This is a genomic window from Laceyella sacchari (genome assembly GCF_024927925.1).
In the GTDB taxonomy this organism is placed as follows: Bacteria; Bacillota; Bacilli; order Thermoactinomycetales; family Thermoactinomycetaceae; genus Laceyella; species Laceyella sacchari.
Window position 1 is genome coordinate 15,061 of sequence record NZ_CP103866.1, and the last position, 19,659, is coordinate 34,719.

The window sequence follows — 19,659 nt, forward strand, 5'->3', positions numbered from 1 at the left end:
GACGGTTGGTGGGAGTCGTCCCGGGTCGCCAGCGAATCCACCCTCAGAGCGAGGTGCGACCGCGGGATTGTCCCGCCTAAGTGCTGACGGAGCGAGCCGATATCTCGTTAGAGCGGACTTGTAAGCGTGTGCGCTTATGGGTCAATAAGGGTGGCAACGCGGGCCTTCCGTCCCTTTTGTGGATGGAGGCCCTTTTTTTGATTCATGATAGGAGGTGTTTTGATGTTAGACATCAAATTGTTGCGCGGCCAATTGGAAGAGGTCAAACAACGATTGCAAACGCGGGGGGGCGACTTGTCCGGATTAGACGCGTTTATCGATCTCGACCAACGCCGCCGTGAACTGATTCAGCAAACTGAACAGTTGAAAAATCAGCGCAATGTCGTTTCCAAATTAATCGCGGAGAAAAAGAAGAACAAAGAAGACGCCCAAGAGCAAATTTTGGAGATGCGCCGCGTGGGGGACGAGATTAAGCAGTTGGACGAAGAACTGCGCCAGTTGGATGAGCGATTGGAAGGCTTGCTCTTGACTCTGCCCAACTTGCCACACGAGAGCGTGCCAGTGGGTGCTTCGGAAGAAGAGAATGTGGTGGTTCGCACTTGGGGTGAGGTGCCGCAAACGGATCATCAAGTGAAGCCTCATTGGGAAATCGCGGAGGAGCTGGACATCCTCGATTTTGAACGGGCGGCCAAAGTCGCTGGTTCACGGTTTGTTTTCTACAAAGGGTTGGGGGCACGGCTAGAACGAGCTTTGATCAACTTCATGCTCGACTTGCACACCACCGAACATGGGTACACAGAGATGATTCCCCCTTATATCGTCAACCGGCAGGCCATGACGGGAACGGGGCAACTGCCCAAGTTTGAAGAGGATGCTTTCAAATTGGCCGATAATCAGGATTATTTCCTGATTCCGACGTCGGAAGTGCCAGTGACTAACTATCATGCAGGCGAGATCATGAACGGCGATGACCTGCCCAAATACTACACCGCGTATACGAGCTGCTTCCGTTCTGAGGCGGGTTCGGCGGGCCGAGACACCCGTGGTTTGATTCGTTTGCACCAATTTAACAAGGTAGAGATGATCAAAATCGTCCAACCGGAGTCCTCGTATGATGAATTGGAGAAGATGGTAGCCAATGCCGAAACGGTGTTGCAACGGCTGGAGCTTCCGTATCGTGTCATCACCTTGTGCACGGGCGACATGGGCTTTAGCGCAACCAAGACCTATGACTTGGAAGTGTGGATGCCAAGCAACGGCCAATACCGTGAAATCTCCTCTTGCAGCAACTGCGGCGACTTCCAGGCACGGCGCGCCAACATTCGCTTCCGCCGCGATGCCAAAGCGAAGCCGGAGTTTGCGCACACCCTCAACGGCTCTGGCTTGGCGGTGGGACGCACTGTGGCTGCGATTCTTGAAAATCACCAACAGGCCGACGGCACCATCCGCATTCCCAAAGCGTTGCAACCGTACATGGGCGGATTGGAAATTTTGGGGAAATAAGTGTTTAGGGGGCGGATTCCCTGATGGCTCCGCTCCCGAACCACTTTGTTTTTTCATTTGACAATCGCAAAAAAATCTGTATAATTAATATCTGTAACTCACTTTCACCATCATGGAGAGGTGGTCGAGTGGTTTAAGGCAGCGGTCTTGAAAACCGCCGATGTCGTGAGGCATCCGTGGGTTCGAATCCCACCCTCTCCGCCAAATGAAGAAAAGCCGTCCCACCATCATGGTGGGGCGGCTTTTTTATAGCGTTTTTGCCTTTTTGATATTTTAGATTTGGTCTTAGGTCAACGATGTGAAGAAAAGGAGAGGTTATTTATATGTTATAAAGTTCGCAAGAACAAACATATTTGCGTTTACGGCTCCCGGTATTATCAACCTTTAAAATACGAATCCTCTACAGGAAAACCATCAAGTGCATCAGGATCTACCGTAATATGTTCATATCGTCCATCGGGATGAACAAGAAACATAATACTAGGAGCGAGTTCATTAACATTCTCAATTAAAGCCTTGCAACCTAGTTTTGAACAAATTTTCGAGACAACCTCGATATCATTTTCAGTCCATAATTGTTCATCTAAAATACTAATCGATAGCATGAACATGAACTCATCATTTTGACAAAGTGAGACTTCACAGACTAATCGTGTATGTTCTTCTATGTCTGCCATTTCCGTAATATTGCCAATAATTTTAATTTCATCTATTTCAATCTTCGACTGTTCAATACTGGATTGAAAAACCTCAAGCAGTACTTGTTTTAGTGTAAGCTTATCAACCCTTTTGTTAAGGATAACGTCTCTCCAAGCCACTTTAAATCACTCCAATAATTCATCCCATTTATATTTTTAGTAAATAATAATTTTATTTACACTATACAAATCCATATTGACAACTCCCCATGCTTAGGGAGGGGGGAGTTGGTGTCGTCCTCCCCTACCTCACGACTTACCCTTGGTCTAGGGCGTGTCTGGTGAATCCATCATGTTTTCCTGTTAGAATGTTCATAACAACAAAAGCAAGGAGACATCATGATGAGACGGCGTTATGAGATTACAGATGAGGCTTGGGAAAAGATCGAGCCTTTATTGCCTTCGGAATGGGAAACGAGGCGGACAGTGGAAAGACCACCGAACCATTTTGGACGGAATCCTATGGAAGTTTGGGACGGGAGCTCCCTGGCGGGATCTGCCTGCACGTTATGGTTCTTGGAAAACTTGCTACTATCGTTTTACACGTTGGCAAAAGGATGGGACGTGGGATCGCTTGCTTAAGCATGTTCAGACTTACTCCCACGCCGTTTCCGATGTCGATTGGGTTGTTTTCGTTGACAGCACGATTGTCCGAGCTCATCAGCACGCCGCAGGCGCGCCGAAAAAAGGGGAACCCTCGCTTCCAGAATGAGGCACTCGGACGAAGCCGCGGAGGTCTGACGACCAAAATCCATCTTGCTTGTGACGGAAAAGGTCGACCGCTTGCTTTTACAATTACTCCCGGTCAACAGCATGACTGTACCCAATTACAAGCATTACTCGATTCCATTTCCGTTCCCTGTTTGGGAAAAGGAAGGCCTCGCAAGAGGCCGGATCATCTGATTGCCGATCGCGGCTACAGTTATCCGTCTTGTCGTCGATTTCTTCAAAAACGTGGGATTTCCCATACCATCCCCGAACGCAGAGATCAGGCGGAGCGTCGGGCAAAAAAGCCGGGACGTCCTCTGACCTTCAACAAAGAACAATATTCACGCCGAAACGTGATTGAACGCTGTATTAACCGCCTGAAGCAATGGCGTGGCTTCGCCACTCGTTATGAAAAACGGGCGGTTTATTTTTGTGCTGCCATTACCTTGATTTCCTTGATCATGTGGCTCAATTAATCATTCACCAGACACGCCCTAGCCATGGATGAGCCAGTGTTGTACTTGGCCCTCGATCCGGAGAATTAATATGATGTTAAATGAACGTCACTTGCCTATATTAAAGCTATCCTTAATTTCTCTTAATAATTTACCAACCTCTACTTCTTGTTCTGGATATTTTTCAATATATTTTTCACTATATTCCAAAAGAAATATATAAAATTGTTCAAAATCCAAATAACCTATCATATCTTCTTCTGCTGCAGGATAATCCATGATAAGAGCTACTTCACCTTCATTGCACATATATTCTTCCCATCCATCAAAATCTGCATGAAATAGAATTCTGACATACTCTGTTCCAAACCCTTTTTTTTCTTTAAATCTATTCAATGACCTAACGAAATTTGTATCTTCTATGTGCCAAAAATAATATTCGATAAACTTCCGCTTCTCTTCTATAGTCTTTAATTTTTTTTGGTATCCGTCATCTTCATAACTGAACATAAAGTTTACCCTCCGAAATAACATCCAAATATTTATAATTAATAATTTTTATACTCCAACACAAGATTGTGTTTAGCTATTTTTAAAACGTGGGAAAAAAATTTGTAACTTCCCTTTGATTGTTAATAAAACCCCTAAATTTCATTCCATTTTTACTAAATCCTGTAATCTCTCTCCCTTCAATCCTTTTCATTTTAATGCCTTCTTCCATCGCCTCTTTTCCCCATTGAATCATTTGAGCATCAGAATAAACGGTTGGGTCATACACAGTTTTAGGTACTGGTATTAATTTATATTGACCAGAGGGAATCAATTTTCCATCTTTTCCGTAGGTTAGTGCCGGAAGCTTGTATTCTATCTGATACAAACCGGGAAAAGTTGGATGTTGCTTTTTATTAATTATTAAATCGCTCGGATCCATACCTGTTGTTTCCAATGTTTTATAGAAGTCATGCATATTATGTCCTCCGACAACCCCTTTTTTCCCTTTCCCTATTCCTTCTCCAACGGTAAAGTGAGTATCAAATCCACTTTTGAATTTTACTGTATTATTGTTACCATTCGAAGCAAACTTCTGTAACCAAACACCAAACGGTGTATCCCCAACAGTCTTTGGAAAAGTCGTCCCGTCCTTAAAAACTGAAACGGCCGTTAATGGAATATCATTGATTTTGGACACAATGGTAGGAGCAACGAGTTTGCCTCCGTATTGAGCAACCCCCATACAAGCAAAACCGATCGCGACACCTAATAATCCAACAAGCCCTGCTTTTTTCCAATCCACCTTCCCATCACGCATATAATCAAAAGATGCACTGTCCGCCACTCCTGCCATACCACCTGAGCCAACGAACGGAAGCCATTTTCCTAGCCACGGAGGAGCCAGTGTTGCAATTCTCCCCCCGATCAATCGAAATGCGAGCGCTCCGGCCCCCAATCCGACCAAACCAGCTATTGCACCAATCAACGCCTCTTGCGCAATACCGGAAACATCCTTATCAGCCATCCAAGCTCCAAATCCACCAACCGCCATTCCCATCACGATCGAAATACCCACAAGGGGGTTGGAACTTAGAAAAAACAGACCCAGCCCCAGACACAGCAGCGCCAAAATCAAGGATAACTGCTGTTGCAACCATTTTAGCAGTTGATCAATAAAGCCGGTCGATTCTTGCACCGGGGCTTTAGGAATCTCCGCCTTCGGTACCTCAATCTTATTTTCCGGTATCTTCACTTTCGGTATTTCAATCGGGTCACTCGGTATCTCCACTTTCGGTATCTCAATCGGGTCATTACTCGGAATGCTTGGTATTTCAATGCCTTCTGCAAGCAATATCTTCTCTGATTTTGTGCCCAACCATGTATGAGTCTGTGCTAATGCTAAATGGGGGATATTCAAATGTATGATTAATAGTATTAATAGAATAGTAGATATCTTCCACTTTCCCATAAACAATAATATTCCTCCTTCATCTTAAACTACCTTCACTTCTGGAAAAATCATTATCTGGTTTAACAAGATGACAAGACCCAATCCACAGGCAAGTACAATGATATATACCCACATTGCTAAACCTTAACTACTTACTGATGCGTACCTTTTTGAAAGAAGTCCCCATCACGTGGCAAAAATCATCATAATCCCCTGCTTCGCTTGAAATATTGTGATGTTAAGGCCACCTCTATGGTGACGACATATTCATACTCTATTAGGTTTGAGGAAGGTAATTGGTATTTTTATCTCTATTTATTCCCACTCTTGATCTTCAGTAAGTTTTCCTGTTTCAAAAAAGTGTTTCACTGCTTTAATCATACTCAACAAGATATCGTTTGGGTATATCCGTACCTACCTTTTGCACAGTAATGTTTATGTACTCTTCATCCATCTCTGATACAGAAGAATTAACCAACTCTTCACTGTAACCATCATCATAATAGGATAAATAATATAGTCTCACTCCGTTGTATTCGTCTCCCCCGGCAACCATCAAATCTCCAGCCTGATCAGATAATAAAGAAACATGATCAAGGTTGCATCCATCCAATTGATCCAAAATGGAATGAACCTGATCCCAACTTGGATTTGATATAACTTCTTTTTCTCCTGGCTTTAAAATGCAAAGCTTCCATTGATTCATATTTACACCCCTTTATTACTGAAGATTACGATCATTTTACATACTAGGGCGTGTCTGGTGAATCCATCATGATTTCCTGTTAGAATGTTCATAACAACAAAAGCAAGGAGACATCATGATGAGACGGCGTTATGAGATTACAGATGAGGCTTGGGAAAAGATCGAGCCTTTATTGCCTTCGAATGGGAAACGAGGCGGACAGTGGAAAGACCACCGAACCATTTTGGACGGAATCCTATGGAAGTTTGGGACGGGAGCTCCCTGGCGGGATCTGCCTGCACGTTATGGTTCTTGGAAAACTTGCTACTATCGTTTTACACGTTGGCAAAAGGATGGGACGTGGGATCGCTTGCTTAAGCATGTTCAGACTTACTCCCACGCCGTTTCCGATGTCGATTGGGTTGTTTTCGTTGACAGCACGATTGTCCGAGCTCATCAGCACGCCGCAGGCGCGCCGAAAAAAGGGGGACCCTCGCTTCCAGAATGAGGCACTCGGACGAAGCCGCGGAGGTCTGACGACCAAAATCCATCTTGCTTGTGACGGAAAAGGTCGACCGCTTGCTTTTACAATCACTCCCGGTCAACAGCATGACTGTACCCAATTACAAGCATTACTCGATTCCATTTCCGTTCCCTGTTTGGGAAAAGGAAGGCCTCGCAAGAGGCCGGATCATCTGATTGCCGATCGCGGCTACAGTTATCCGTCTTGTCGTCGATTTCTTCAAAAACGTGGGATTTCCCATACCATCCCCGAACGCAGAGATCAGGCGGAGCGTCGGGCAAAAAAGCCGGGACGTCCTCTGACCTTCAACAAAGAACAATATTCACGCCGAAACGTGATTGAACGCTGTATTAACCGCCTGAAGCAATGGCGTGGCTTCGCCACTCGTTATGAAAAACGGGCGGTTTATTTTTGTGCTGCCATTACCTTGATTTCCTTGATCATGTGGCTCAATTAATCATTCACCAGACACGCCCTAATTGAAGAAGCTGACAATTACAGTAGTAGCCATCGTTTTATTATTCATCCTAGTGGCTCAATGCGGCAAATCCGACTTAACCGAGTCAGAACAGGTAGCGGTCGATTTTTATGAAGCCGTTCTGGATGGTGATGACGAGGCGGTGGAATTTTTGAAAGATCCTGGGTCTATAAAAGAGGCGCTAAAAATGAAAGGTGCCTTAAATGATACACCGGATTCTGTCACGATTTACACGGTACCGCTGTTTACCGACAATAAAACGGCTTTTACCTATCTCATCGGTGTTCCCGGAGATGATGCATCATTAATGCTTCACGTTGCCGAGTTGAATGGAAAGTGGATAATAGATGGGATCGAATATAAAAGCGTAGATGTGAGCACAGATGAATCGTTAAAAAGCCTTGTGCAAAAAGAAGTGGATTTATAGGGTATACATAAAAAACGGCTCCTGTTTGCGCAGGAGCCGTTTAGCGTGAGCGGTTATTTAAATACACTTTTCACTGTGTTTTTTCCGTTAAATACGTCATCTGTAAAGTATCCACTTTCGCTGTCAGTCACTATCCATGTTTTGGTCTTTTCATTGTAAGTCAATGTTACCTCTTGTTTATCATACTTTTCTTCAGGGGTGGTGTTGGTACTATACTTATTGAGTTCGATAAACGTTTGATGAAACTCTACGGGAATTTTAACGCGATATAAGCCGTTTTCAAACGAAAGATTGGCATGGTCGAGGTCTATCCGTGTTCCCAAGGCTTTTCCTTTAAATGTGCTACCTACACTTATAGCCGTATGGATGTAATTGGAAATTCCACTTCTGAAACTATCGTCGGCTACAGTTAAAACATTGGGATTTCCAGTCACATGCGCCTCGATATATTGTTTGGCGAAAGTATTAATCACATCTTGTACCACTTTTTGTTGTTCCTTTGTGATGAATGGGTTTGGTGTGATGTCTATGCTAGTCGCATTATTGTCCAAAGCTTGCTCAAAGCTTTGCGATTTTCCCCATGGAAATTGCCGTTCGCCTCGGATTTTGATCGTACCGTTAAATACGACGGGACCGAATTCTCCAGAACGGGTGTATTGGTTGTAGTTATCCAAGTCTTTCACTTGTTTGCCCAAAGGTTTCCCATTGATGTAAACCAACGTGTCGTTGAAATAAGACTGGATGGTAACGGTCTCCCCAGAGAGCCTAAGAGAAGAAACCCCTTGGTGTTCTGGATTTCCTATCATTTCAACTTCATTTGTTTCTGTAAGGTTGGCATAAGGGTATTTCTTTTCCACACTGGTTTGATAAACACCCGGCATCAACGGACCAAAAGTAAATTCTTTTCGATTTTCCGTGGTTTTAAATACTTCTTTGCCTTCTACTTTTAATGATGCTCCCGCTTCGTTGGTTTGCAAGTGCAAATAATAGGGCTTCATTCCGATGGAATAGGTCTTGAAGAAGAAATAATCCTTTGCTTTCAGATAGAAGTCACTTTGGTTGGCCATCTCCCCAACCGTTGGTCCATCCATGCTGGCCAATTCTTCCACGTCATAATCGGGCCCCTCTTGCAATTCAATTTGAAAATACAAATCGGATTGGGTGGCTTGGAAGTAATCGTTGTGTTGATGGGCGTATTTTACGATGTTAGCCAGTTGTTTATCGGTGACTTCCATCTTGTTGTCATCGGGTTCAATCAATGATTTCATCTTGTCAATGTCACCTGTTTGGAGGTGACGAATTCTTTCACCGTATCTCTTGGGTCGTTTAGAGCTTGAAATATTATGGATGCGAGTCCAAGGGCAATGATGACCAATCCGATAATGAGCAGGGGGAGTTTATATTTTGACACCCAAGGAGGCAAAGAATTTTGCAATTTCTGCAAGGGGGAAGTGCTTTTTTCTGTGTCTTCCTTTTTTGCAAGTTCCATGATCAATCATAGACCTCCGATTTTAAATGAAGTGTGCAAGAAATATAAATCTTCTACTCTTTCGATAACAAATGGTAATTTTACCATATGGAATTAGCAGGATAAACTGCTGATAATCCATTTATTTGAATGTTGTTTGTACATATCCATTTAGATTATAATACGAATGTTGCAAACAATCGGTAAGGAAGTGAATGGATCATATGAAAAGAATATGGCGTAATAAACTTAGCTTGGGATCGATTTATGTCGAGTTGGACAAAAGTAAAACCTCCGCACTTGATCTCACTCACAAGGTTTTTACAGCTGCTGAAAGCTTTGGTTTTGTCAGTTTTGTCGAGGTGGTTACCGAATCCGCAGGGGATGAAGCGTATGTGGAGGTACTCAATCCACAAGGAGTCAGAACATGGGAGCCGATTGACCAAATCAGTGTCACAACCAAAAAACCGACCAATGGACTTATTTCCTATTTGGAAACTAATCACGACATAAGAACGATCCGCTTTTATTTAGGAACGGCTTGTTACGATGAGCTGAGTAGGAAGATTTTATTAAGAGACGCTGCTGGCGTGTCACTATATGTAGACTATGATGAAGACGACTGGGGATTGTACATTAATATCAATACCGATATCTTTGTTCCATTTTTTGGGGGACGAGATGAACGAACAGAGGAGATGGCCCGCCGAAATACACCGATATTTAAACGATTTATTAAAGATTTTCTTGCTCTCCTGCCCGTAACCAGTTGGGAATGGGAAGAAGCAACTCCTCATATGAGGGAGTATTTGGAACTAAATTAACAATGTATTTCCTTAGTTGAGAGGAGAAAGTCGTTTGAGCAGCAAATTGCCTAGATACCTCGATTTAGAACATACTAAACTGGATTGGGAAGCACATCGAAAAGCCACTCTCAAAGATCGGATTGATGCTGTAAAGCATGCGCTGATAGGGGAACCCGAACATATCCAGGCCAAGATACGGGAGATTGAAAATAATTACCATTCAAAAGATGAGAAGGCCGCAATAGGTGCCCAAGGGGAATTGGAATTTTTGGAACGAATGGCTTTTGAAGAAAAGCAAAAGATCGAAGTGTTGGAAGACAACCGTGACCTCCCCCATCCACTTGATCCGGACTTGAACATCAAGAATCCTGACTATAGAGTAAAGGATGAAATTGTTGAAATCAAATCAAGGTTAAGCAAATCCGGCAAAAGTGCAATAAGAAAAGCTTTAGAGGAAGCAAATGAACAAATTAAAGGTTCTGGATACGCAACACCAACATATACGGAGGAAGGTTATCCACAAGGCAAATTAAATATTCAAATCATAGAGAAAAACGGGGAAAAGTTGAAGCTGTCGATAGAGGAGATTTCAAATGTAATAACAAGACAGTGTTCCCCTCGTCAACTCCGATCTTTAAAAGAAGTATTCGTTTATCATGAAAACCAACTGATTCTTCAGTTTAAAAGGGATGACAGAAACCGCATGGTGGAAGTCGGGTTGCCAAAAGAAAAAACACACTCGGCCGAACAACACCTTCCAAAACCAGAAGCTCAAAGCGAACAAGCCACATCCCAAGTCAATTCGCAAGTTCTTAAACAGCTGATCGAATACCATAACCGTGTTACCGATATTTATGATAAGCAAAGAGGGGAATTAGATCCCAAATTAAAAGAAACAATCGATAAAATTAATACGCAAATTCAAAATATGTTTCAAAAAGAGTATCCCAACGTAAAATTGCAATCCTTTAAGTCTTTAACGGTTTCAAAAATGGCGCTAGAGGTATTAAAAAAGAATGATATGGAAGGCAAAAAGTTCGAACCTGTAAAGACCCTCAAAGGAATGGGTTTTAAGCAGTCGGATATCAACCGAATAATTGTCAATGAGAAGAGTCAAGAAATGGAGAGATAACCCCCTCGCGCAATCATAAGTTAAGATGAAATCCAGAAGTTAATTGATATTTGATGAGAAGGAACGATGACAACGATGAAAAGCATTTTACTTTTTCTTGGGGCTATCTGTGTATTAACTGTTGGAGGTATATACTATTTTAATCATCCTATGTCCCAGTCACTTGAATGTAGATGGATAAATACGGATGGAGACAAAAGTGCTTGTCCACTTTTTCTTACTTTTTCTGGGGGTAAGAAATGGACGATGTCTGAATTTGGAAAGAAGTCCAATTTATCCATGAACGTAATTTAACCAAAACCGGCGAGAACAAGTACAAGTGTATTGTCAAAACCATGTCTGAAATTGATTTATTCTGCCGATATAGAAGATAAAAAACTCGATGATAATATCTTAGACTTAAATATAGATGAAGATGAATGTTCATATGGCCCAACATCTTTATCTAAATTTTTTTCTTGATTACTCTAATAAATATTGTAATTTTAATTATTTTTTAAAATAGAGAGGTGCTCTACTCTAATTCTCTATAAAGAGGGTTTTTCTAAGGTGCAAAAAGGAAAGTTAATCTTCATTTTTACTATAACTGTAATTTCTACAATATTGGCTGCTTGCAGTAACAATCAAATAGATTTGGATTTAGGGAAGTTTGGAATCGTTTATACTGATTCGTTGAAAGATGATAGCGAATTTTCTGTGATTGATGCCAACGGGACGACTAAATCATCTCAGCAGCTAGATGTAACAGGGATTTACCAAATAGCCTCAGATGGGAGAGGTGGTTATTTCTTACCATCTGAACTTACTTCATCGCTAGTTCATATTGATCAAAAAGGGAAGATAACTACATCTAAAAATTTCAATGTACATAATTACATCAATAATCAATATGGATATCAAGTAACATTATTTAATACCAATGTTGATATTAATACATTAGAAATTAAGTATAAAAATAAGATAAAAAGACTTAATCTCCCGAGCTTTGCTCGCATGGCTACATTTGATTCCAATTATGTATATGTTTTTTGTGATACAGAAAGTAAGAGTTATATATATGTGATTGGATTTAAACGGGGAAGATCATAAGAAAGATACCTGTAAAAAAAGCGGAGCAGATGATATGGATATTTTCCATGGTCAAATTGTAAGTCCTCCATCTGATGCAAACTTTTTGATCACCCTGGATCCAAAAAACCGGAAAGTGCAGTATCGGCCGTTGCCATATGATAACCCCGACCGAATGGTTGCAGATCATAACTATTTGTATGTATCTACAAAAGAAGGATACATCATGAAATTGAATCAAAATTATGAAGTAGAAAAGGGGACGAAAAGCAACCCTCTTATTTTAAATATGCTTGTAGATAAGGAAAACCTTTATGTTCTTTCACAAATCCAATCGGATCAGTACGCTGGATATCTCATTACCTACGATAAAAATACATTGAAAATAAAACAAAAAATCAGCTTGCCCAATATTCGAGATACATTGGTGCAAAGTTTTATTTTGCTTGACCAGAAAGAAAGGAAAGAGCATAAGTAATGGACTTTGAGGAAATTGAGTTTGTAGATGTTGCGAAGGATTATGCGTCCAAATGCTAAATGATGTTGAATGCATGCAGACATTGATGGATGGATAGACACAAGAATAAAACTGCTATGATGATAAACCATGAGTAAATATGTTTTTTATTAGTCCAGATCCGGTAAATGAGTAAGGAGAGGATGGTTATAAGACACGCCAAGCCTAAAATGGCGGTGAACAAATAGAGCAGATACATCATAGTATGGTCTTCCATCTTCATGGGAGTTTTGTCGCTTCACTCGTCCAACGCGTATGAAATTTGATAATTTGGACGAGTGAAGACAAGATAAGATTTTGCTTTTATGTTCATTTAAGCATGATTGGTATAGTTTTTTTGATTAATAAGTATATTGTGGCTTTTGTGTTTAGTTTCGAAACAGTTCGTCAGCTCAAATTATCAGGGTATAATATAAAATAAAGGTTCCAGCCTTGATGACCAAGGGGAACCTTTTATTTTCATGTAGAAAATGTGTTACCTGATATTCCAATGTTTTTAACATCTATCTATTTGATAATCAAATCCGTCATAATGCCTGCCTTTCTCATCGATAAGAGGGATAATTCTAATTTGGCCAAACGGTGATAGGAATTGTGTCTGTTTTTGAAGGAACGTACCTAATAAAATGAGTAATTGGGCGTGTTCGTTGAATTCTTTTTGCCAAATCGTTTCGTTGAAAAATGGGGACGATCGGTAACGAAGATGAGCTTCAATAAGTAAAGTGAGATTGTTGGTAATCTCTTCCCATTCTTTTTCGTGTGTCTTAAAATAAATTTGTTCTTGTGAGAGTAAAAAGTATTGATCATACAGACATTCATTCATTCTCATTCCTCATTTCATTCAAACTAACTTGTTAAAACACTCAATACACCACTTTTTTACACTTTGAAATAATTCGTTTACATTTATCCTCTCTTATTTCATTTTTCCCTATTCTGACTGTTTAATACAAACTGCATAAATAGAAATTGGTTGATAATCTCTTGGTTGGATTATTATGAATACATGTTCAAATGAGCAGTAGAAAGGATTAAAATGAGATGAAATATCCTAACTACTTGGGAGGTTTTTTATGTCCATTCGTTCATTTAAGCTAAAACTAAAGACGAAATCGGGTGTCAACGCAGAGCAACTTCGTAGAGGGTTATGGCGCATCCATCAATTAATCAACGATGGTATCGCTTATTATATGAACTGGCTGGTTTTACTTCGACAAGAAGACCTGTTCATTCGCAATAAAGAAACCAACGAAATTGAGAAACGGTCAAAGGAAGAAATCCAAGCCGAACTCTTGGAAAGAGTACATAAACAGCAACAGCGCAACCAATGGTCAGGAGAAGTGGATGAACAAACGTTATTACAAGCGCTACGCCAGTTATATGAAGAGATCGTCCCATCTGTCATTGGAAAAAGCGGAAATGCAAGTCTAAAGGCTCGTTTCTTTTTAGGTCCGCTCGTTGACCCAAACAACAAGACGACGAAAGATGTATCCAAGTCCGGGCCTACTCCCAAATGGAAAAAAATGAAGGATGCTGGTGATCCAAACTGGGTACAAGAGTACGAAAAATACATGGCTGAACGCCAAACATTAGTACGTCTTGAGGAAATGGGGCTTATTCCTCTATTTCCTATGTACACGGATGAAGTGGGTGACATTCATTGGCTACCTCAGGCTAGCGGATATACTCGTACCTGGGATCGGGATATGTTTCAACAAGCCATTGAACGATTACTTTCTTGGGAATCATGGAATCGGAGAGTAAGAGAACGGCGTGCACAATTTGAGAAGAAAACCCACGACTTTGCAAGCCGCTTTTCCGAATCGGATGTTCAATGGATGAATAAGTTGAGAGAATATGAAGCCCAACAAGAGAAAAGTCTTGAAGAAAATGCATTTGCCCCAAATGAACCGTACGCGCTAACCAAAAAAGCGCTTCGTGGTTGGGAGCGTGTTTACCATAGTTGGATGAGATTAGATTCGGCAGCAAGTGAAGAAGCATATTGGCAAGAGGTCGCAACTTGTCAAACCGCGATGAGAGGGGAATTTGGAGACCCAGCCATTTATCAATTTCTCGCCCAAAAAGAAAATCATGATATTTGGCGGGGTTATCCCGAGCGAGTCATTGATTTTGCAGAGCTTAATCACTTGCAGCGGGAATTGAGAAGAGCAAAAGAAGATGCAACCTTTACCCTACCAGACTCCGTGGATCATCCTTTGTGGGTACGCTATGAGGCACCAGGAGGAACGAATATACATGGTTATGACCTCGTTCAGGATACCAAACGAAACCTGACACTCATACTAGATAAGTTCATTCTGCCAGATGAAAATGGTTCATGGCATGAAGTGAAAAAAGTGCCTTTCTCACTTGCTAAATCAAAACAATTTCATCGTCAGGTCTGGTTACAAGAGGAACAAAAGCAAAAAAAGCGGGAAGTTGTGTTTTATGACTACAGTACGAATCTGCCTCATTTGGGAACCCTCGCAGGAGCCAAACTGCAATGGGACCGAAATTTCCTTAATAAACGCACACAACAGCAAATTGAAGAAACGGGTGAAATCGGGAAGGTATTCTTTAATATATCAGTTGATGTTCGGCCAGCAGTGGAAGTAAAAAATGGTCGACTGCAAAACGGATTGGGCAAGGCCTTAACCGTTCTAACGCATCCTGATGGAACCAAGATCGTAACAGGATGGAAAGCAGAGCAATTGGAGAAATGGGTGGGGGAATCCGGTCGTGTTTCAAGTTTAGGACTGGACTCGCTTTCAGAAGGGCTACGTGTGATGAGTATCGATCTTGGCCAGCGCACCAGTGCAACGGTCTCTGTTTTTGAAATTACCAAAGAAGCACCTGATAACCCCTACAAATTCTTCTATCAACTAGAGGGAACGGAAATGTTTGCAGTACATCAACGCAGTTTTCTCCTTGCACTTCCAGGTGAAAACCCACCTCAAAAAATTAAGCAGATGCGTGAGATACGTTGGAAAGAGCGAAACCGAATCAAGCAACAAGTCGATCAATTATCTGCGATTTTGAGACTGCATAAAAAAGTGAATGAGGACGAGCGAATACAGGCGATAGACAAGCTCTTACAGAAGGTAGCGTCTTGGCAGTTAAACGAAGAGATTGCAACTGCTTGGAATCAAGCCCTATCTCAACTTTACTCAAAAGCAAAAGAGAATGATTTGCAATGGAACCAAGCAATTAAAAATGCCCATCACCAGTTAGAACCGGTTGTTGGAAAGCAAATCAGCTTGTGGAGAAAAGACCTTTCAACTGGGCGTCAAGGCATTGCCGGCCTATCTTTATGGAGTATTGAGGAGTTGGAAGCAACTAAAAAACTTCTCACGCGCTGGAGTAAACGAAGTCGAGAACCCGGCGTCGTCAAACGGATTGAACGGTTTGAGACCTTTGCCAAACAGATACAACACCACATCAACCAAGTGAAAGAAAACCGCCTCAAACAATTGGCTAATTTGATCGTCATGACCGCGCTTGGTTACAAATATGAACAAGAGCAGAAAAAATGGATAGAAGTCTATCCAGCATGCCAAGTGGTTCTATTTGAAAATCTTCGCAGTTACCGCTTCTCCTTTGAGCGTTCACGACGGGAGAATAAGAAATTGATGGAATGGTCTCATCGCTCTATTCCAAAACTCGTTCAAATGCAAGGGGAATTGTTCGGTCTGCAAGTTGCCGACGTCTATGCCGCCTATTCCTCTCGATACCATGGGCGCACGGGGGCACCAGGCATTCGTTGTCATGCTTTAACAGAGGCAGACCTTCGCAATGAAACGAATATCATCCATGAATTAATAGAAGCCGGATTTATCAAAGAAGAGCATCGTCCATATCTTCAACAAGGGGATTTGGTTCCTTGGAGTGGAGGGGAACTGTTTGCCACCTTACAAAAACCTTATGATAACCCGAGAATCTTAACACTACACGCGGATATTAACGCAGCGCAAAATATTCAAAAGCGTTTTTGGCATCCTTCTATGTGGTTTCGCGTGAACTGCGAATCTGTTATGGAAGGGGAGATTGTCACCTATGTACCGAAAAATAAAACGGTACACAAAAAACAGGGCAAAACTTTTCGCTTTGTTAAAGTGGAAGGTTCAGATGTATATGAATGGGCGAAATGGTCAAAAAATAGGAATAAGAATACTTTTTCTTCCATCACTGAGAGAAAACCCCCTTCATCGATGATACTGTTTCGTGATCCAAGTGGAACATTTTTCAAAGAGCAAGAGTGGGTAGAACAAAAGACTTTCTGGGGAAAAGTTCAATCTATGATTCAAGCTTATATGAAAAAAACAATTGTTCAAAGGATGGAGGAATAATTGGAGGTTTAATGAGCATTGGAGCCCATACCCGTAAGGATGCTGAATGAAGTCCAATATTGTGAGCGTTTATTTTATCTCATGCATGTCCAAGGTCTTTTTGAAGAAAATGCAGATACCATTGAAGGATCAATGCAACATCGCAGGTCGGAAAAGCGATCTCGAGTCAAACAACAAGTTTCTGAAAACTTCTGGGATTTGACTCCTCAAAGTTTGCATCTAGGTGATCCTTCACTGAATTTGGTTGGAAAATTAGATGCCATATCACATGAAGATGGTACATGGGCGCCGATTGAGTGGAAACACTCATCGGCTCCAGATTCTTCGCATGTCTTCTATGTGGGTGGTTTTGCTTTGTCTGGTGTAGCTTGGCCAAATGATCAAATTCAATTATGTGCACAAGCATTATTACTTCAAGCTAATGGTTATGACTCAAATCATGGTTACCTTTACTATCGAGGTAATAAAAAGCGTGTCCGCATCGACTTTACAGAAGGTCTGATTTCTGCGACGAAATACTGCATTGACCGAGCGCGAAATCTTCAATCATCGGAAATTCCTAAGCCTTTGGTTGACTCAAACAAATGCTTCCGTTGTTCCCTGAATTATTTGTGTTTGCCGGATGAAACCCATTATTTGATGGGATCAAACTCCAACATACGCCGGATAGTGCCTGACCGTGTAGACAGTGGTGTATTGTATGTATCAGAGCATGGGAGTAGATTAAGCAAAAGTGGTGAGTCTCTGATCATTAAGAATAAAAATGGAGAAGAGGTTGAAACAGTTCCTATTAAGGATTTGGTTCATGTCACCATCATGGGGAATGTTCAGTGTTCAACCCAGCTTCTTCATACCTTGATGTACAATGGTATTGCTGTTAGTTATTTGACCTCACACGGTAGACTAATCGGTGTGTCCAGTCCATTGTCAACAAAAAATATACAATTAAGAAGTAAGCAGTTTTTACGATTGCAACACCCAGAAACAGCATTGAAATTAGCACAATGGATTGTTCAAGCGAAGATTCACAATCAGCGAACGATTCTTCGTCGAAACGGCAAAGCTTCAAAAGAAGTACTCAGTCAATTGATGGATTTGAAAAAAAGAGCTTTGGTTACGAAGAACCTAGCCGAACTTCTTGGCATCGAGGGGTTGGCAAGCAAGTATTATTTCTCCGCTTTTCCGTCGATGTTAAAAAGCGGTTTAATTCAAGCGGAAGAGATTATGAATGGACGAAATCGCCGCCCACCCAAAGACCCCATTAATGCCATGCTATCTTTAGGTTATACTCTCTTGCTGAGGGATATGATTGCAGTTTGCGCTGGAGTTGGGTTGGATTCTCACTTTGGCTTTTTTCATCAAGAGGTCCCTGGACGTCCATCTTTAGCATTGGATTTAATGGAAACATTTCGTCCCATTATTGTGGATAGTGTTGTCATCAAAGCATGGAACACCAAGCAAATTCAATTAGAGGATTTCTACATAGGTGATGATAGTTGCTTATTGAAGAAAAGTGGGCGACAGGCGTTTTTTAGAGCATACGAACAAAGAATGAACGAGCTAATCACTCACCCGACTTTTGGGTATAAGGTTTCTTATCGTAGAATCCTTGATGTAGAAACTCGATTATTTTCACGGTTTTTAGAGGGTGAATTGCAAGAATACCGCCCTCTTATGACACGGTAGGTGAATACATGCGTCATTATTATCTTGTCTCCTATGATATATCGGATCAGAAGAGATGGAGAAAAATTTTCAAAATCATGAAAGGATATGGGGAACACGTACAGTATTCAGTCTTTCTTTGTCAGCTTTCCAATACGCAAAAAGCGGAATTAATTGCTAAACTTGATCCAGTCATTCATCAATTTCAGGATCAAATCATGTTGGTACACATTGGTCCTGTTACTTCAGAACAATTGGAAAAACGAATTTCAACAATTGGACGAAAATATATTGCAATGGATTTGAAAAACCTTGTGTACTAGCATTTGATTGTATTTTCTAAATGTGGTAACATTAAATTTGCCTAAAGGGCAAAGAATACTGTGCGTGTGCTAAGGATGGAAAAAATCCATTCAACCACAGGATTACATTATTTATCTAATCACTTAAATAAGAAGGTCTTGCATTATGCAAGGTCTTTTTATTTGAATAGAAGAAAGTGCTTAGAAGTAAAATAAGCTTGCGAGCGCCTAGTGATGACAAAAAAGGCTTACGATCCTCGTAACCCTTTAGTATCAAGATGTGTTCCAACACATTGGTCTATTTTATTAACATATAGATTCATAAAAAGTGTGTTCTAGAGGAAGTGCTCGAATTTGCAAGTGAAACTGCACGTAAGACAAAGGTTTTTAAGGAATACTCTTTAAGTGATTAGATGAATTAAATGTGATTAGCACGAACGAATGGGATTAGCTGTTCCATTGAAAGATGTCCTTTAAGTGATTAGATGAATTAAATGTGATTAGCACGACTAATTAGCCGCCGCCAGGCCCCGCCTTGCACGCCTTTAAGTGATTAGATGAATTAAATGTGATTAGCACTCATATAAAGCGTCAAACAACCATTTTTTTAAACGCTTTAAGTGATTAGATGAATTAAATGTGATTAGCACATTAAGGATTCGATCAACGCATAGTTTGGATCGTCCGGCTTTAAGTGATTAGATGAATTAAATGTGATTAGCACTTGGCTCAATTTGATGACGATTTTCGAGAGGCGTCAGGCTTTAAGTGATTAGATGAATTAAATGTGATTAGCACACTTGGATTTGTTTTTTTTGGCCTTTTTCGCTTCTTCCTTTAAGTGATTAGATGAATTAAATGTGATTAGCACTTGATCCCTTCAACACAACACGACAAGTAAACTGATCCCCTTTAAGTGATTAGATGAATTAAATG

17 protein-coding genes, 1 tRNA gene, 1 pseudogene, 1 CRISPR repeat array and 1 other annotated feature (2 of these 21 cut by a window edge) are annotated in these 19,659 nt (G+C 41.1%); of the genes and pseudogenes, 12 read left to right on the plus strand and 7 right to left on the minus strand.

Annotated features, from left to right (window positions below; translation table 11 throughout):
- Window positions 1-178 (plus strand) — a binding site (T-box leader); it begins 51 nt to the left of the window's first position.
- A gap of 44 nt (window positions 179-222) precedes the next feature.
- Window positions 223-1,503, plus strand: coding sequence for a serine--tRNA ligase (gene serS, locus NYR52_RS00065; protein WP_259436056.1), 1,281 nt, complete (start codon window positions 223-225; stop codon window positions 1,501-1,503).
- Between the two features lie 114 nt (window positions 1,504-1,617).
- A tRNA-Ser gene (locus NYR52_RS00070) sits at window positions 1,618-1,707 on the plus strand.
- A 173-nt stretch (window positions 1,708-1,880) separates the two neighbouring features.
- Here NYR52_RS00070 and NYR52_RS00075 read toward each other — a convergent pair.
- Window positions 1,881-2,321, minus strand: coding sequence for a hypothetical protein (locus NYR52_RS00075; RefSeq protein WP_259436057.1), 441 nt, complete (start codon window positions 2,319-2,321; stop codon window positions 1,881-1,883).
- Window positions 2,322-2,543: 222 nt separating this feature from the next.
- Between NYR52_RS00075 and NYR52_RS00080 the strand changes: the two are divergent.
- Window positions 2,544-3,385 (plus strand): annotated as a pseudogene (locus NYR52_RS00080) (IS5 family transposase).
- Between the two features lie 87 nt (window positions 3,386-3,472).
- Here NYR52_RS00080 and cdiI read toward each other — a convergent pair.
- From cdiI to NYR52_RS00095, 3 genes are all read right to left on the minus strand, one after another.
- Entirely contained in the window at window positions 3,473-3,874 is a 402-nt protein-coding gene (cdiI, locus tag NYR52_RS00085) for a ribonuclease toxin immunity protein CdiI (protein ID WP_102992376.1), read from the minus strand.
- An 82-nt stretch (window positions 3,875-3,956) separates the two neighbouring features.
- Window positions 3,957-5,324, minus strand: a complete 1,368-nt coding sequence (locus NYR52_RS00090; RefSeq protein WP_259436703.1) for a CdiA family toxin C-terminal domain-containing protein — start codon at window positions 5,322-5,324, stop codon at window positions 3,957-3,959.
- 355 nt (window positions 5,325-5,679) lie between these two features.
- Window positions 5,680-6,012, minus strand: coding sequence for a hypothetical protein (locus NYR52_RS00095; RefSeq protein ID WP_259436058.1), 333 nt, complete (start codon window positions 6,010-6,012; stop codon window positions 5,680-5,682).
- A 118-nt stretch (window positions 6,013-6,130) separates the two neighbouring features.
- On the opposite strand from NYR52_RS00095, the gene NYR52_RS00100 reads away from it, so the two are divergent.
- Window positions 6,131-6,971, plus strand: a protein-coding gene (locus NYR52_RS00100; RefSeq protein WP_375163157.1) for an IS5 family transposase whose coding sequence is annotated in 2 segments (ribosomal slippage) — window positions 6,131-6,466 and window positions 6,468-6,971 — 840 coding nt in all. Because the reading frame shifts where the segments join, the coding sequence is not laid out codon by codon here.
- Window positions 6,972-6,993: 22 nt separating this feature from the next.
- Window positions 6,994-7,419 carry a hypothetical protein gene (locus NYR52_RS00105; protein ID WP_259436059.1) on the plus strand — a complete coding sequence of 142 codons (426 nt, stop codon included), beginning with the start codon at window positions 6,994-6,996 and terminating at the stop codon, window positions 7,417-7,419.
- A gap of 53 nt (window positions 7,420-7,472) precedes the next feature.
- Here NYR52_RS00105 and NYR52_RS00110 read toward each other — a convergent pair whose 3' ends face one another.
- Window positions 7,473-8,687 (minus strand): YvbJ-related protein, encoded by a 1,215-nt coding sequence (locus NYR52_RS00110; protein ID WP_259436060.1) that lies wholly within the window; start codon window positions 8,685-8,687, stop codon window positions 7,473-7,475.
- A complete protein-coding gene (locus NYR52_RS00115) occupies window positions 8,684-8,908 on the minus strand; it encodes a hypothetical protein (protein ID WP_259436061.1) in 225 nt (74 codons plus the stop codon). Before NYR52_RS00115 ends, NYR52_RS00110 begins: the two co-directional genes overlap by 4 nt.
- Before the next feature lie 203 nt (window positions 8,909-9,111).
- On the opposite strand from NYR52_RS00115, the gene NYR52_RS00120 reads away from it, so the two are divergent.
- The 4 genes from NYR52_RS00120 to NYR52_RS00135 all read left to right on the plus strand — a co-directional run bounded on the left by NYR52_RS00120 (window position 9,112) and on the right by NYR52_RS00135 (window position 12,371).
- Entirely contained in the window at window positions 9,112-9,711 is a 600-nt protein-coding gene (locus NYR52_RS00120) for a hypothetical protein (protein WP_022738615.1), read from the plus strand.
- Window positions 9,712-9,745: 34 nt separating this feature from the next.
- Window positions 9,746-10,825, plus strand: a complete 1,080-nt coding sequence (locus tag NYR52_RS00125; protein WP_259436062.1) for a hypothetical protein — start codon at window positions 9,746-9,748, stop codon at window positions 10,823-10,825.
- A gap of 549 nt (window positions 10,826-11,374) precedes the next feature.
- The gene (locus NYR52_RS00130; protein ID WP_259436063.1) at window positions 11,375-11,914 is read left to right on the plus strand and encodes a hypothetical protein; all 540 of its coding nucleotides are present in this window, start codon (window positions 11,375-11,377) and stop codon (window positions 11,912-11,914) included.
- Window positions 11,889-12,371 carry a hypothetical protein gene (locus tag NYR52_RS00135; RefSeq protein WP_259436064.1) on the plus strand — a complete coding sequence of 161 codons (483 nt, stop codon included), beginning with the start codon at window positions 11,889-11,891 and terminating at the stop codon, window positions 12,369-12,371. Before NYR52_RS00130 ends, NYR52_RS00135 begins: the two co-directional genes overlap by 26 nt.
- Before the next feature lie 535 nt (window positions 12,372-12,906).
- Here the strand turns inward: NYR52_RS00135 and NYR52_RS00140 are convergent.
- Window positions 12,907-13,233 carry a hypothetical protein gene (locus NYR52_RS00140; protein WP_132221892.1) on the minus strand — a complete coding sequence of 109 codons (327 nt, stop codon included), beginning with the start codon at window positions 13,231-13,233 and terminating at the stop codon, window positions 12,907-12,909.
- A 250-nt stretch (window positions 13,234-13,483) separates the two neighbouring features.
- Between NYR52_RS00140 and cas12b the strand changes: the two genes are divergently transcribed.
- The 3 genes from cas12b to cas2 are packed head-to-tail and all read left to right on the plus strand — an operon-like array spanning window position 13,484 to window position 18,744.
- Window positions 13,484-16,756 carry a type V CRISPR-associated protein Cas12b gene (cas12b, locus tag NYR52_RS00145; RefSeq protein WP_259436065.1) on the plus strand — a complete coding sequence of 1,091 codons (3,273 nt, stop codon included), beginning with the start codon at window positions 13,484-13,486 and terminating at the stop codon, window positions 16,754-16,756.
- Window positions 16,757-16,795: 39 nt separating this feature from the next.
- Window positions 16,796-18,442: a CRISPR-associated endonuclease Cas4g/Cas1g gene (gene cas4g/cas1g, locus NYR52_RS00150; RefSeq protein WP_132221896.1), complete on the plus strand. Its 1,647-nt coding sequence runs from the start codon at window positions 16,796-16,798 to the stop codon at window positions 18,440-18,442.
- Between the two features lie 8 nt (window positions 18,443-18,450).
- A complete protein-coding gene (gene cas2, locus NYR52_RS00155; protein WP_106341861.1) occupies window positions 18,451-18,744 on the plus strand; it encodes a CRISPR-associated endonuclease Cas2 in 294 nt (97 codons plus the stop codon).
- 378 nt (window positions 18,745-19,122) lie between these two features.
- A CRISPR array of direct repeats spans window positions 19,123-19,659; the repeat unit is 36 nt; unit sequence CTTTAAGTGATTAGATGAATTAAATGTGATTAGCAC; it runs 83 nt beyond the window's last position.

What these genes read in the sequence shown, in the direction of transcription:
- serS (WP_259436056.1), top strand. Translation starts at nt 223, where the DNA reads ATGTTAGACATCAAATTGTTGCGCGGCCAATTGGAAGAGGTCAAACAA.
- cdiI (WP_102992376.1), bottom strand. Translation starts at nt 3,874, where the DNA reads ATGTTCAGTTATGAAGATGACGGATACCAAAAAAAATTAAAGACTATA.
- NYR52_RS00090 (WP_259436703.1), bottom strand. Translation starts at nt 5,324, where the DNA reads ATGGGAAAGTGGAAGATATCTACTATTCTATTAATACTATTAATCATA.
- NYR52_RS00095 (WP_259436058.1), bottom strand. Translation starts at nt 6,012, where the DNA reads ATGAATCAATGGAAGCTTTGCATTTTAAAGCCAGGAGAAAAAGAAGTT.
- NYR52_RS00110 (WP_259436060.1), bottom strand. Translation starts at nt 8,687, where the DNA reads ATGAAATCATTGATTGAACCCGATGACAACAAGATGGAAGTCACCGAT.
- NYR52_RS00115 (WP_259436061.1), bottom strand. Translation starts at nt 8,908, where the DNA reads ATGGAACTTGCAAAAAAGGAAGACACAGAAAAAAGCACTTCCCCCTTG.
- NYR52_RS00120 (WP_022738615.1), top strand. Translation starts at nt 9,112, where the DNA reads ATGAAAAGAATATGGCGTAATAAACTTAGCTTGGGATCGATTTATGTC.
- NYR52_RS00140 (WP_132221892.1), bottom strand. Translation starts at nt 13,233, where the DNA reads ATGAATGAATGTCTGTATGATCAATACTTTTTACTCTCACAAGAACAA.
- cas12b (WP_259436065.1), top strand. Translation starts at nt 13,484, where the DNA reads ATGTCCATTCGTTCATTTAAGCTAAAACTAAAGACGAAATCGGGTGTC.
- cas4g/cas1g (WP_132221896.1), top strand. Translation starts at nt 16,796, where the DNA reads ATGCTGAATGAAGTCCAATATTGTGAGCGTTTATTTTATCTCATGCAT.
- cas2 (WP_106341861.1), top strand. Translation starts at nt 18,451, where the DNA reads ATGCGTCATTATTATCTTGTCTCCTATGATATATCGGATCAGAAGAGA.